At 70.7% G+C, this 13,435-nt stretch carries 13 protein-coding genes; 6 read left to right on the forward strand and 7 right to left on the reverse strand.

Annotation, left to right across the window (positions count from 1 at the left end):
* Positions 1-177: 177 nt before the first annotated feature.
* Entirely contained in the window at positions 178-1,413 is a 1,236-nt protein-coding gene (locus AC1RSK_RS09680) for a cell wall hydrolase (RefSeq protein WP_492907294.1), read from the forward strand.
* Positions 1,414-1,680: 267 nt separating this feature from the next.
* On the opposite strand, the gene trxB is transcribed toward AC1RSK_RS09680, so the two are convergent.
* Positions 1,681-2,691 carry a thioredoxin-disulfide reductase gene (gene trxB, locus AC1RSK_RS09685; RefSeq protein ID WP_492907295.1) on the reverse strand — a complete coding sequence of 337 codons (1,011 nt, stop codon included), beginning with the start codon at positions 2,689-2,691 and terminating at the stop codon, positions 1,681-1,683.
* A 55-nt stretch (positions 2,692-2,746) separates the two neighbouring features.
* Between trxB and AC1RSK_RS09690 the strand changes: the two genes are divergently transcribed.
* Together AC1RSK_RS09690 and AC1RSK_RS09695 are read left to right on the forward strand one after the other, a co-directional pair.
* Positions 2,747-3,088, forward strand: coding sequence for a hypothetical protein (locus AC1RSK_RS09690; RefSeq protein ID WP_492907296.1), 342 nt, complete (start codon positions 2,747-2,749; stop codon positions 3,086-3,088).
* Positions 3,085-3,378 (forward strand): glycine zipper domain-containing protein, encoded by a 294-nt coding sequence (locus AC1RSK_RS09695; protein WP_492907297.1) that lies wholly within the window; start codon positions 3,085-3,087, stop codon positions 3,376-3,378. The genes AC1RSK_RS09690 and AC1RSK_RS09695 overlap by 4 nt, the downstream gene beginning before the upstream one ends.
* A gap of 240 nt (positions 3,379-3,618) precedes the next feature.
* Here the strand turns inward: AC1RSK_RS09695 and AC1RSK_RS09700 are convergent, their stop codons facing one another.
* The gene (locus AC1RSK_RS09700) at positions 3,619-4,047 is read right to left on the reverse strand and encodes a hypothetical protein (protein ID WP_492907298.1); all 429 of its coding nucleotides are present in this window, start codon (positions 4,045-4,047) and stop codon (positions 3,619-3,621) included.
* 92 nt (positions 4,048-4,139) lie between these two features.
* Between AC1RSK_RS09700 and pseI the strand changes: the two genes are divergently transcribed.
* From pseI to AC1RSK_RS09715, 3 genes are read left to right on the forward strand one after another with little or no spacing between them, the layout of a single operon-like run.
* On the forward strand, positions 4,140-5,210 hold the full coding sequence (gene pseI, locus AC1RSK_RS09705; RefSeq protein ID WP_492907299.1) for a pseudaminic acid synthase: 1,071 nt from the start codon (positions 4,140-4,142) through the stop codon (positions 5,208-5,210).
* A 5-nt stretch (positions 5,211-5,215) separates the two neighbouring features.
* On the forward strand, positions 5,216-5,839 hold the full coding sequence (locus tag AC1RSK_RS09710; protein ID WP_492907419.1) for a DNA alkylation repair protein: 624 nt from the start codon (positions 5,216-5,218) through the stop codon (positions 5,837-5,839).
* A gap of 23 nt (positions 5,840-5,862) precedes the next feature.
* The gene (locus AC1RSK_RS09715) at positions 5,863-7,926 is read left to right on the forward strand and encodes an ATP-binding protein (RefSeq protein ID WP_492907300.1); all 2,064 of its coding nucleotides are present in this window, start codon (positions 5,863-5,865) and stop codon (positions 7,924-7,926) included.
* A gap of 148 nt (positions 7,927-8,074) precedes the next feature.
* On the opposite strand, the gene pseG is transcribed toward AC1RSK_RS09715, so the two are convergent.
* The 5 genes from pseG to AC1RSK_RS09740 form a co-directional block, all read right to left on the reverse strand.
* Entirely contained in the window at positions 8,075-9,097 is a 1,023-nt protein-coding gene (pseG, locus tag AC1RSK_RS09720; protein ID WP_492907301.1) for a UDP-2,4-diacetamido-2,4,6-trideoxy-beta-L-altropyranose hydrolase, read from the reverse strand.
* Entirely contained in the window at positions 9,094-9,810 is a 717-nt protein-coding gene (locus AC1RSK_RS09725) for a cytidylyltransferase domain-containing protein (RefSeq protein ID WP_492907302.1), read from the reverse strand. The genes pseG and AC1RSK_RS09725 overlap by 4 nt, the downstream gene beginning before the upstream one ends.
* 10 nt (positions 9,811-9,820) lie before the next feature.
* Positions 9,821-10,831, reverse strand: coding sequence for a mitochondrial fission ELM1 family protein (locus AC1RSK_RS09730; RefSeq protein WP_492907303.1), 1,011 nt, complete (start codon positions 10,829-10,831; stop codon positions 9,821-9,823).
* A 91-nt stretch (positions 10,832-10,922) separates the two neighbouring features.
* Positions 10,923-11,396, reverse strand: a complete 474-nt coding sequence (gene greA / locus AC1RSK_RS09735; protein ID WP_492907304.1) for a transcription elongation factor GreA — start codon at positions 11,394-11,396, stop codon at positions 10,923-10,925.
* A gap of 153 nt (positions 11,397-11,549) precedes the next feature.
* Complete coding sequence (locus AC1RSK_RS09740) at positions 11,550-13,412, reverse strand: acyltransferase family protein (protein ID WP_492907305.1); 1,863 nt, start codon at positions 13,410-13,412, stop codon at positions 11,550-11,552.
* Positions 13,413-13,435: the final 23 nt, after the last annotated feature.

Genomic DNA, 13,435 nt, shown 5'->3' on the forward strand with positions numbered 1-13,435 from the left:
GATATACGCGACAATGGCCCGTCGCGCCCGCCCCGACACGCGCGACGGCTTGTCACAATGATGGACGACCATAACTATGGGGCGCAAGAGAGGACCATGATGGCCGTCCAGTTCGACCCTTGCGCCGCGTCCCGGGCCCGCGCCCCGGCCGGTTGCCGACGCGGCGGCTGAGCGCAGTTGCGGCTGACCGGACCCTTCACCCTGCGTTCTGGGACCTTGGCGGCCCTTGCGGTCCTCGCGCTGTTCGTCGCCGCCTGCGCCAGCGACTTCTCGGTGCGGGAGGGGACGGGCCGCGAGCGCGGCACGGCGGCCCTGACCCAGGGCTATGGCCAGGTCGCCTTCCGCCGGCTGACCGCCGACATGGACGGGGCCATGCTGGCCCTGGCCCGCCGCCACGACGGGCAGGCCAGCACCGACTACTGGGGCCGGGTGCCGGGCTGGGAAAGCTACAACCTCGCCCGCCTGCCGGTGCTGGGGGTGGGAACCCTGACCGAGGAGGAGGCGCGGGCCGTCAACGCCCTGCAGCAGGCGGCCGCCGAACCGCCGCCGCCGGCCAAACCCTTCATCCTCAAGGCCAATGCCGAGGACCGCGCCGCCGCCATCAAATGCCTGACCCAGGCCATCTATTACGAGGCGGCCGTCGAGCCGCTGGAGGGGCAAAGGGCGGTGGCCCAGACCGTGCTCAACCGGGTGCGCCATCCGGGCTATCCCAAGAGCGTCTGCGGGGTGGTCTATCAGGGGGCTCTGCGCCTCACTGGCTGCCAGTTCAGCTTCACCTGCGACGGCTCCCTGGCGCGCGAGCCCAACCCGGTGATCTGGAGCCGGGCCGAGCGGCTGGCGATCGAGGCGCTGGGCGGCTACGTCGAGAAATCCGTCGGCACCGCCACCCATTATCATGCCGATTACGTGGCCCCTTACTGGGCGCCGACCCTCTACAAGATCGTCCAGATCGGCCGGCACATCTTCTACCGCTGGACCGGCCCCTGGGGCCTGCCGCCGGCCTTCAACGGCAGGTACGCCGGCGGGGAGGCCAACCTGACGGCGGCTATCCTGGAGGGGTTGGATTCGCGTATCCAGGGTGAGGGCCTGACGCCGGACAGCGTCGCCGGGGTCAGCCTGATCAACGCCGCCACCCGCACGGTGGTGCTGTCGGTCGACGGCATGGAACAGACCTACACCATGGCCGCCCCGCCGGCTCCGGGCCAGGAGACGCTGCATACGCCCGGCGTCCTGACGCCGGCGCGGCGGCCGCCGACGGCGGAGGAGATCGCCGACATCAACGCCAAGCTGAAGGCCATCGAGGAAGACCCCGATGCGCCGATGAGCACGGCCCCGAAGCCGCCGCCGGCCCCGAAGACGGACCCGGGAACGCCGCAGCCCGGCGATCTGCCGATCGGGCGGCGGCAGGAGTAGGGACGAGTCTGCGCCCTCCCTCCCCGAATTGGGGAGGGCAGGCGCGCGCAGCGTGCCAGGTGGGGAAGTGGCGAGCGCCGGGCTTGACGATAGGGCGCCGGCGCTGATCCAGCCCATCCTTCGACAGTCCAGCCGGATTCCCCACCCGACGCGCGTACCGCGCGTCTGCCCTCCCCAATTCGGGGAGGGAGGATCAGAGCCCGAAGGCTTTGGCGTAGGTGACGGTGACCGGCTCCGCGAGCGCCCCCGGAACGACCGGCCGGATCGTCACCACACCCCGATTTTCTGGGCTTCGTGGTGGCTGATCGGGTGGTGGGCCTTTTCGTGGTCCTGTTCGGCCAGGAAGCGGACGGCCTCGAGGGCGGCCATGCAGCCCATGCCGGCGGCGGTGACGGCCTGGCGGTAGATGTCGTCGGTGACGTCGCCGGCCGCGTAGACGCCGGGGATGGCGGTCGAGGCGGTGCCGGGCTGGACCTTCAGGTAATTGCCGGAATGCATCTCCAGCTGACCGGCGAACAGCTCCGACGACGGCGCGTGGCCGATGGCGATGAAGACGCCGTCGCAGGCGAGATCACGCGTCTCGCCGGTCTTCACCGATTTCAGACGCACGCCGGTCACGCCCATCGGGTCGGTCTCGCCGGTCACCTCGTCGATGACATGGTCCCAGACCACCTCGATCTTCGGGTGGGAGAACAGCCGCTCCTGCAGGATCTTCTCGGCCCGCAGCTCGTCCTTGCGGTGCACCAGCGTGACCTTGGAGGCGAAGTTGGTGAGGAAGAGGGCTTCCTCGACCGCCGTGTTGCCGCCGCCGACCACCACCACCTCCTTGCCGCGGTAGAAGAAGCCGTCGCAGGTGGCGCAGGCGCTGACGCCGAAGCCCTGGAACTTGGCCTCGGTCTCGATCCCCAGCCACTTGGCCTGGGCGCCCGTCGCAATGATCAGAGTCTCGGCCAGCCATTCCTCGCCGCTGTCGCACTTGATGTGGAAGGGGCGTTTGGAGAGGTCGGCGGAAAGGACGATGTCGCTGACGAACTCGGTGCCGACATGCTCGGCCTGGGCCTTCATCTGGTCCATCAGCCAGGGGCCCTGGATGACGTCGGCGAAGCCCGGATAGTTCTCGACATCCGTGGTGATGGTCAGCTGGCCGCCCGGCTGGATGCCGGCGATCAGCACGGGCTTGAGCAGCGCGCGGGCGGCGTAGATGGCGGCGGTGTAGCCGGCGGGGCCTGAACCGATGATCAGGCAGCGGGTGGTGCGGGGGGAGGCGGGGCTCGACATGGGGCCTGATATAGGGTCGATTCCGCATTCGCGCGATGGGGCAGGGAGGGGCGACGTGTCCGGACGGATTGTCACGGTTCTGTCGTACGGCGGCCCTATCCTGGCGGGGATGACGCTCGGCGTGATTTTCCGCGAACCGGTGCTGGCCCTTCTGGGGATCGTCACCGCCGTATCCGTGGCCATCGGCCTGCGCATCGCTGCTTCCAGAAAGAAGACCCGCGTGAAAGGCGGCCGTTTTGTTGACGGCCGCTGGGTCGACATGCCTGAACCCTCCACGCACCCGGTCGGCGGCGACCTGAGTGTCGCCCTGGTCCAAGGGGCGCTGGCGGCGGCGGAGGAAGTGGTTCCCAAAGTCAAAGCGGCGCTCGAGGACCGGGCGCGGGAAGGCAAGACATGAGCAACGACAAGGCTGCGAACTATCTGCCGGTCGGCATGGGGGTCGGCGTCGCGCTGGGCGCGGCGTTCGGCTTGGCGATGAACAACCTCGCCCTCGGCATGGGCCTGGGGGTGGCGCTGGGCGCCGCCTTTGGCGTGGCGATGACCGCCAACCGGAAGAAGAAGGACGGCGGCGGCGACAGCGGCGGTGACGCCGGCAGCGGCGGATGGATGTCCTCCGACAGCGGCGGCGACAGCTGCTCCAGCGACGGCGGTGGATCGTGCGACGGGGGTGGCGGTGGTGGCGACTGAGAAGGGCTGATCGACAATCAGGCCCTTTCCCCAATTTCCGCTCATCCCGGCGAATGCCGGGACCCATTTCATAGAGCGCCATTGGCCAGGATTCGTGCCTTCAGGCACGGCGAGGTTCGGGCTGGAGCAATCATAGCCGTGCCCAAGGGCACGTTCACTTGACATCGAGCCCTACGAAATGGGTCCCGGCATTCGCCGGGATGAGCGGATGTAAAGGGAAGCTGTGAATGTCGATTAGCCCTAGCCCGCCACGTAGGGCTGGAACTCGCAGCCGACGGCCTGGCTGAGCGCATAGACCAGCGTGGTCCCGTCATCGCCCTTGGCGGCGTAGAAGGGGACGCCGTTCTTCACCGCCACCGGCCGGGGTTCCAGCTCGGCGGCTTTCAGCACCCGGGGCAGGCCGTACTTCTTGAAGCTCCGGTCGCCGAGCATGACCGGCTCGCCGTTGACGTAGAAGGGCCGGCCCTTGGCCTGGACCAACCTGTCCTGGTTGACGGGCGTCAGGGCGTCCGGGCCGACGATCCAGACCTGGGCGGCGCCATAGCTGTAGAAGGTGTCGGAGCCGACCAGGGTGTTGTGGGCGATGTCGTGGACGCAGATCACGCCCTTCCAGGTGTCGGCCGGCTGGGCCGGGGCGCCGAGAAGTAGGGCAACGGCAAGACTCAGCATGGTAAAACGCTCCGGCGGGATTCGATGGCTCCCACTACGCCACCGATCGGCCCGCAAGGCCTCCCCAAAATCTGGGGGTGTGGAGGAGTTTGATGGCGACGTCGCCAAGCATCGAGATCGGCAGTATTGAAATTGCGGGGCGGCCCATCGGGCCGGAGCATCCGCCGTTCGTCATCTGCGAGCTGTCGGGCAACCACAACGGCAGCCTCGACCGGGCCCTGACGATGATCGACGCGGCCGCCGAGACCGGCGCCGACGCCATCAAGATCCAGACCTACACGGCCGACACCATCACCCTCGACGTCGACCGGCCGGAGTTCAAGATCAAGGGCGGGCTGTGGGACGGCCGCAGCCTGCATGAGCTCTACCGCGAGGCCCAGACGCCCTACGAATGGCACCCGGCCCTGTTCGAGCGGGCGGCCAAGCGGGGCGTCATCCTGTTCTCCAGTCCGTTCGACGAGACGGCGGTGGACCTGCTCGCGAGCCTCGATGCGCCGGCCTACAAGATCGCCAGCTTCGAGGCCGTCGACCTGCCGCTGATCCGTTACGCGGCCTCGCGGGGCAAGCCGCTGATCATCTCCACCGGAATGGCCAACGCCGCCGAGATGGCGGCGGCGCGCGACGCGGCGCTGGAGGCGGGGGCGGCGGGCGTGGTGCTGCTGCACTGCGTCTCCAGCTATCCGGCCACCTTCGCCGACGCCAATGTCCGCACCGTCGCCGACATGGCCGCGAAGTTCGACTGTCCGATCGGGCTGTCGGACCACACGCCGGGCACGGCGGCGTCGGTGGCGGCGGTGGCCATGGGCGCCTGCGTGATCGAGAAACACTTCACCCTGGCCCGGTCCGACGGCGGGCCGGACGCCGCCTTCAGCCTGGAGCCGGGCGAGTTCGCCGCCCTGGTGCGCGACTGCAAGGACGGCTGGGCGGCGCTGGGCCGGGCCCATTACGACGTGCTGGGCTCGGAACGGGCCAACATCCAGTTCCGCCGCTCTCTGTACGTGACCGCCGACGTCGCGGCCGGCGAGGCGCTCAGCCGCGCCAACATCCGCTCGGTGCGGCCGGGGGCCGGCCTGCCGCCGGCCGAGCTGGAGACGGTGCTGGGCCGGCCGGCGACGCGGGCCTTGAAACGGGGCGAACCCCTCAGCCGGGACATGGTCGGGTGAAGCTGATGGTCGACGGCCTGCTGGCCGACATCGCCAGGCTCGGGCCGGCGGCGACGCCCGCTTTGCGCGACCTGCGGCGCGGCTGGTCGGCGATGCTGAAGGGCTCCTCCGCCGCCGAAGTGCTGGCCCTGGCGCTGGCGTTCCACGACCGCCTGCCTCAGGAGACCCGCTGGCTGGCGCATGAGCTGATCCGCTTCCACCGCGAGGCCTTCGCCAGCTTCGGCGGCGTGCAGGCGGAGCGGATGACCGGCGGCCTGTCGAGCTGGTACGCCGTCGACGCCTTCGGGACGATCCTGTCGGGACCGGCCTGGGCGGCGGGACGGATCGATGACGCCCTCATCGAAGCCTGGTCCCGCTCGCCCGATCGCTGGCTGCGGCGACTGTCGCTGGTCTCGACGGTCAAGGCCGGTGGAACGGCGCGGACGCTGGCCCTGTGCGCGCGGCTGGCCGGCGACCGCGACGACATGGTGGTCAAGGCGATGTCCTGGGCGCTGCGCGAACTCAGCAAGCGCGACAGATCCGCCGTCGAGGCCTTCCTCATCAGTCACGAGGTGGCGGCGCGGGTGCGGCGCGAGGTATTGGCCAAGCTCACCACAGGGTTGAAGACCCCGCGCGCGCAGGTTCTTTAACAGATCGCCGTTATTCTACAGTCATGGTCGGTATCAGACAGTGGAGGGCGCGGGCCCCGTCCAGCGGCAGCCTTGGCGCGGGCCGCCTCGGCATCCTTCCCCTGGCCATCATCACTGCCCTGGTCATCCTGCTGTGCGCCGCCTTCGTCTTCCGCCAGGGCGGCCAGACCATCAACGACATCATCGAGGCCCGTGAGCAGAAGGTGCTGACCCAGGGCGTCGCCCGACGGCTGGCGCAGCTGAACGAGGACGTCGCCTACGTCTCGGTCTGGAACGAGGCCTATGAGCGCTCGGCCCTGAGGTTCGACCCGGCCTGGAGCCACGAGAACTACGGCGCCTACTTCGCTGAACACATGCATCACGACCTGACCCTGATGGTCGGACCGGACGGTGAGGTCATCTACGCGTCCGAGGGCGGCAAGGTCGTCACGCCGACGCGGCTGGCGGCCTTCACCCGGGCGGCGGAGCCGCTGTTCGACCGGGTGTGGGGCCAGACCGGCCACCAGGGCGGGGCGCTCGACATGGCCCGCTATCGTCATGCCGAGGGGGTGGTGGCCACGGGTGGCAAGGCCTGGCTGGTCGCCGCCGGTTCGGTGGCGCCGCAGGGTGACTGGCGCGGCAAACTGTTGCCCGGGCGCGAGCCGGTGGTGGTCTCGGCCATCCAGCTGGACAGCGCCTATCTCAAGGACTTGCAGCAGGACTACGACCTGACGGGGCTGACCCTGCTGTCGGTCGGCGGCAAGGCCAAGGCCGGCATCCTGCTCAAGGACATCGACGGCAAGCCGGCGGCCGCGCTCGGCTGGACGCCGCTGACCCCGCGCCGGGCGGTGCTGGGCAAGGCCGGCGGCGCCTTCGCGGCGGTCGGCCTGCTGCTGGCGCTGCTGATCACCCTGCTGATGCTGCGCATCCGGGCGGTGGCCGAAGACCTGAAGACCTCGGCCCGCGCCGCCCGCGCCGCCGACCACGCCAAGAGCGTCTTCCTGGCCAACATGAGCCATGAGATCCGCACGCCGCTCAACGCCGTGCTGGGCATGGCCCAGGTGATGGAGGGCGACGAGCTGGTCCCGCGCCAGCGCGACCGGCTGGGCCTGATCCGCGACGCCGGCCACACCCTGCTGGGGGTGCTCAACGATGTGCTGGACCTGTCGCGCATCGAGGCGGGCCAGATGACCATCACGCCCGCGCCGTTCGAGCTCGGCGCCCTGGCCCGCGGCGTGCTCGGCGGTTTCGACGGCCAGGCGGAGGCCAAGGGGGTGGCGCTCGAGCTGGAGCTGTCGGCCCACGGCTGGTGGAAGGGCGACGCCCAGCGCATCCGCCAGATCGTCAGCAACCTGATCTCCAACGCCGTCAAGTTCACCGAGGCCGGCGAGGTGCGGCTGATCGTGGCGGCGACCGCCGAAGGCCTGCGGTTCAGCGTCGAGGACACCGGTCCGGGCATCGCGCCCGACATCCTGGCCGGCCTGTTCGCCCGCTTCGCCCAGGCCGACGCCTCGGTCACCCGCCGCCATGGCGGCACGGGCCTGGGCCTGGCGATCAGCCGGGAGTTCGCCGAGCTGATGGACGGGCGGCTGACCGCCACCAGCGTCCTGGGCGAGGGCAGCTGCTTCACCCTCGAACTGCCGCTGGTGCGGGTCGCCGCCGCGCCGTCCGCCCCGGCCGAGGCGCCGGAGCCGAGCCTGCGGGGGGCCGTGCGCGTGCTCGCCGCCGAGGACAACGCCGCCAACCGCCGGGTGCTGACCGCCCTGCTGGAGCCGCTCGGCGTCGAGCTGACCCTGGTCGAGGATGGCCGCAAGCTGGTCGAGGCCTGGAGCCGGACCGGGGCCGACGTCATCCTGGCCGACATCCAGATGCCGGTGATGAGCGGGCTGGAGGCGGCCGCCGCCATCCGCGCCGCCGAGCGAACCGGCGGCCTGCCGCGCACCCCAATCATCGCCCTGACCGCCAATGTGATGAGCGACCAGGTGGCCCAGTACCGCGCCGCCGGCATGGACGGCCATGTCGCCAAGCCGATCCAGACCGGCGAGCTGTTCGCGGCCCTGGCGGCGGCGTTGGAATCGGTGGACGAGGACAGGGCTCTGGCCAGCTAGGGCCGGGCCCTCTCTTCCTCCGCTCCCGCTCATCCCGGCGAATGCCGGGACCCAGATTCATCCGCCCGGATCAGCGTTCTATCCTGAACAGCTCGTGCTCAGGCGGCTGGGTCCCGGCATTCGCCGGGATGAGCGGATGTGAAAAGGGCTAGCCCGGCAACAGGCCCATCACCGCCTCGGCGACCCGGGCCGCGCCCTCGCCATCGCAGACGTCGGCGGCGGCCAGGGCCATGCCAGTGCGCAGGCGGCCGTCGGTCAGCAGTCGGGTGAGGTCCTCCTCGAAGGCGCCCGCGAACCCCGGCGCGTTGGTTTCCAGCGCCAGCACGGCGCCGGCCGTCTCCAGGGCCCGGGCGGCGGGCCGCTGGTTGTCGGCCAGGATCAGCAGCAGGGTCGGCAGGGCCAGCACGCAGCGCTCCCAACTCGACGAGCCGCCGCCGCCGACCGCGAGGTCGGCCTGGGCGGTGAGGGCGGCCATGTCCTGGCTGTCGATGTGCAGGCTGAGCCGCGGATAGACGAGCGCCAGGGCCCGAACCTTGGACAGGCTGGGCGCGCCGGCCCCCATCACCGCGTCGATGGCCAGCTCGCCGGACATCGGCAGCAGCAGCTCCAGCACCCTGGCGGTGATCCCGCCCAGGTCTCCCAGCCCCAGCGAGACCAGCAGGCGGCGGGGCGGCTCGGCGGCCAGACGGCGGGCCAGGGCGGCCGGGCGCAGGACGGCGAACTCGGGGCGTACGGGCGCGTTGGCCGGGCCGAGCAGCAGCTTCGCATGGGCCGGCAGCAGGCCGGCGTAGTCCTCAGGGGTCCGCGACGGGCCGCTGTCGAGCACCAGGTCGGCGCCCAGCGGCCGGTCTGCCAGGTCGTCGATGACCAGCACCGGCCGCGCCCCGGCGGCGGCGCGATGGTCGTCGGCGTCGAGGCCGTAGTGGTCGAAGACGACGAGGTCGGCGGGGGCGTTGCGGACGGCGGCGACGATGCGGGCCGGCTCCGTCGAGGCGGCCCAGACGCGGTGGAGGTCGGGGGCGAAGGCCTCCAGCACGGCGGTGACGGCCGGCGGGCAGAGGAAGCTGACGGCCACGCCCCGCGCCTGCAGGGCCCGGGCCAGGGTCAGGGACCGCATCACATGGCCGCCGCCGACCTCCGGGCCCGCATTGCAGACGAACAGGACGCTCATGCCCGTCGGTCGCCGCCGTAGGTCATCAGCTCCGGCCGCGACCGCACGAAGGCGCGGACGGCGTCGGAGGTGAAGGCGTGGTTCTTGGGATAGAGGGCGTCATAGACGGCGGCGGTGAAGGCGTAGTCGTCCGGCCGATCGACCGTCCAGCGCACCTCGCCCTCGTCGGCGGGCTGGCTGTGGTAGGCGATGCGGAACTCATCGGGCCGATTGTAGATGCCCCAGGTGACGTGCTCGCGGTCCTCGTTGCTGCTGGCCAGTTCGCCGGCCCGGCGCAGGGCGGCGGCGGTCATCACCTCGACGTCCAGGCCCTTGGGGAAGGTGCGGTGCGGCGGGGTGTTGCTGGCGTAGTCGGCGCCGCTGTCCTGGAAGACGGCAATGGTCTCGTCGATGACGTCCGGATCGGCGAACGGGCAGTCGGCGGTCAGCCGCACGACGGTGTCGGCGGGCCAGGCGGCGAGGGCGCCGAGGAAGCGGGCCAGCACGTCGTCGAGCGGGCCGCGGTGGACGTCGATGCCCTCGCGGCGGGCGCATTTCTCGATGACGTCGTCGCCGGGATTGGCGCTGGTGGCGACGACGATGCGGTCGATCCTGCGGGAGCGGGCGATGCGCTCGATCTGCCGCACCATCATCGGCGCCCCGGCCAGCGGCATCAGCACCTTGCCCGGCAGCCGGGTGGAACTCATGCGGGCCTGGAGGATGGCGAGGATCATCCGGCCGAAGCTAGGGCGCGTCGGCGCGGGCGTCCATGCGCTGGAGGATTTCCCCGGCCAGCCGGTCGGTTTCCCGCAGCGGCTCGTAGGTCCAGCCGTGGAAGGCGCCGCCCCAGGGGCGGGCGGCGCCCTTGGCTTCCAGTTCGTCGTGCAGCAGGCGGAACTTCAGGCTCTGGCCGTCCATCTTGACGATGAAGACGGGCTTGCCGGTGCTGGCCGCCTCGGTGGCCATGTTGGCGCTGTCCTCGGTGACCAGGATGAAGTCGGCGGCTTCGAGGAAGGCGAAGTAGGGGTTGGGCCCCTCGCCGTCCCAGACGATGCCGGGCAGGTCGCCCAGGCGCGCGGCCAGCAGGTCGCGGGCCTTCTGCGGCGTGCGGCGGGAGAAGGTCATCAAGAGGCTGCCGCCCTCCTGCTCCAGCGGCAGGACCAGGCTGTTGGCGATGGCGGCGGCGCGTTCCTGGCTGAGGTCGAAGGCCTTGGACTTGCCGCCGACCAGCACCGCCACGCGCGGGTGGGGCAGGGGGTCGATCTGGCCGGCGAAGGTGGCGTAGTCGGCCTTCAGGCGCTCAGGCGACAGGCGGTGCGGCGAGCCGGTGATGGAGACGACGTTGTCGCCCTTGACCCGGTCGTGGTTAGGCGGGGCGACCAGGTCGAAGAAGTGCAGCGGGGTGCGCGGGTCCTGGATCTGGACGACGAAGGTCTTGCCCCCGGTCCAGCGGCGCATGCGGATCGACAGCGGCAGGGTGGCGCGGCCGGCGGCGATCATGACGTCGGGCCAGGGCGGGGCGAAGTCGTTGCCGCGCAGCCAGCGGCGGGGCATCAGGTTCAGCCACCAGGGCAGGCGGCCGGTCCAGCCGGTCCAGGAGATGCGCTTGACGACGACCTGGGCGGGACGCTGGCGGGCGACGGCGTCGGCCAGACCGACGGCCTGGGCCTCGATGCCGGCGCGGCCGTCGGAAACCGCCCAGATGGTGATGGGTGGTGGCGACGGGATTTTGACGGCTTTCGCACGGGGCGGCATGGGGGGACCTTCAAGACCTTGTCAGGCCTTTAGGCAAGCAGAAGGGCGACCGTGAGGCCGCCCTGTTATGCTTCCGTGCAGCCGAGCGGCTTTAGAGCCACTCGACCTTGAGGATCTCGTAGGCCTTGACGCCGCCGGGGGTGTTGACCTCGACCACGTCGCCCATTTCCTTGCCGATCATCGCGCGGGCGATGGGCGAGGAGATGGAGACGCGGCCACCCTTCACGTCGGCTTCGTGTTCGCCGACGATCTGGTAGCGGGCCTCTTCCTCGGTGTCCTCGTCGACCACGCTGACCGTGGCCCCGAACTTCACCTGGGCGCCGGACAGCTTGGAGACGTCGATGACCTGGGCGCGGGCGATCTTGTCCTCGATCTCGGCGATGCGGCCTTCGATCCAGCCCTGCCGCTCCTTGGCGGCATGGTATTCGGCGTTCTCGCTCAAGTCGCCATGGGCGCGCGCTTCGGAGATCGCGGCGATTACCGCCGGACGCTCCAAAGTCTTCAAACGCTTCAGTTCCTCGTCGAGGGCGCTATAGCCCCCGGCGGTCATCGGTACCTTTTCCATATGGGAAAATTCGCTCGGTTCGCCCTGGGAGAGTTGTCGAAGATAAGAAATGCCGGCCGCGGGCGGAAGCGTCCGGGGGCGCAAAAACTAGTCGCGGGGGCGTTGAAAAGCAAGAGTGATGCTGCGGCGCCGCATTCGGCGGTCCGGGTTCGGCTAACGTTGGCGTTGCAGCCGGGCTTCCTGGGCCGCCAGGGCCTGGCCGACAAACCGCGAACCGGCCTTGGAAAAATGGCCCTCGTCCCACTGCATGGGCGAGCCTTCGGGGGTCGTGGTCAGGCAGACGCCGCCTGGGCAGACAGCCTGCATGACCGACAGGTAGGGGACGCCGGCCCGGGCCGCGACGGCGGCCATCGCCGGCTCCAGGCCGTCGCGCTCGTGGTTGCGCCGGCGGCCGGGCAGGTCCGGCTGGCCCATGTGCTCGGCCAGGGCCAGCAGGCGGGGCATGCTCTGTTCGTACGTCGGGGCCGGCCCGATGAGGACCACGTCGATGTGGTGGGCCTTGAACCAGGCAAGCGTGTCGGCGACGGCGGCCTCGTCGCCGGGCCGCCAGAGGCCGGCGAGGTAGACCTTGGCGGGCGGGCGGTGGGTCAGGACGTCGTTGAACAGGGCGTCGGCCAGGCGGCGGCACTGGGCGGTGGCGCCGTCCGCCGGCAGGCGGGTCATGCGGCAGTTGGAGACGGTGGCCTGCAGCAGGGCGACGTCGGGGTGGGCCTGGCTGAGGCCGTACCACAGGTGGTTGGCGTGGCTGTCGCCCATCAGCAGGTCGTTGGGCTTGCCGGGCATGGGGTCGATACAGCCGGCCGGCCAGGCGGTCAGCGTGCCGTCCGGCATCGGCAGGCAGGCCTCATTGCGGCGGGCGGTACGCTCGGCGCTATTGGCGATGGCGTGGACCTTGGGGCTGAAGCGGCCGGGCAGGCCGCCGGTCGCCAGGATGACCAGGCTGGGCGCGGCGACAGCCAAGGTGGCGGCCAGGGCGGCGAGGTAGAAGCGGCCGGTGGAGAGGCCGTCGCGGCGATCGCGGATCGGGGTCTCGACCAGCTTCCAGCTCAGGGTCGCCAGGGCCACGGCCAGGGCGAAGACGACGAAGGGGGCCACGGGGCCGGCCTGCTCGCCGTAGAGCATCCGCTGGAAGGAGATCAGCGGCCAGTGCCACAGGTAGAGGCTGTAGGAGATGAAGCCGTAGAACCGCATCGTCGGGATCGACAGCAGGGCCCCGGTCGGGGTGTCCTCGCCGGCCGCCAGCAGCATCAGGGTTCCCAGGCAGGGGGCGAGGGCGGCGACGCCCGGCATGGCCGTCCAGGGCTGGAAGGTCGCCATCGACCAGAGGACGAGTCCGAGGCCGGCCAGGCCGAGGGCCGAGCGGATGCGGCGGTCGCTGGGGACGGGGATCGCGCCCTTGGCCAGCAGCACGCCGAGCAGCAGCTCCCAGGCCCGGCTGACCGGCAGGTAGAAGCCGGCCGAGGGATGGTCCTTGGCCCACCACACTCCGACCGCGAACGAGGCCAGGGCGAGCAGGCCCAGCACCGGCTTGATGGCCTTGGGGAACCAGCGCCACAGGGCCAGCATGACCAGCGGGAAAAGGATGTAGAACTGCTCCTCCACCCCCAGCGACCAGGCGTGCAGCAGCGGGTGCATGTCCGGCGGGGCGGCGAAGTAGTCGATGGTCTGCCAGAACCAGAGGTTGGCGGCGAAGCCCAGGGTCGCCAGGCTGGAGCCGGCGTAGCGCACCAGTTCCTCGGGGAACATGTGGAAGCAGGCCAGCGCCGTGGTGGCCAGGATCATCAGCAGCACGGCCGGCAGCAGCCGGCGGGTGCGGCGCTCCCAGAAATCGATCAGCGAGAATTTGCCCGCCGCCTGCCTGCGGGTGACCACCCCGGCGATGACGAAGCCGGAGATGACGAAGAAGACGTCGACGCCGACAAAGCCGCCGGGCGCCAACGGCAGGCCCAGATGGCCGGCGAACACCGCCAGAACGGCCAGGCCGCGCAGGCCGTCGATGTCGGTACGATGCTTCAACGCGAACCCCGGGGAGAGGCCGG

The sequence above is a fragment of the Caulobacter sp. GW821-FHT11A05 genome (genome assembly GCF_058809015.1).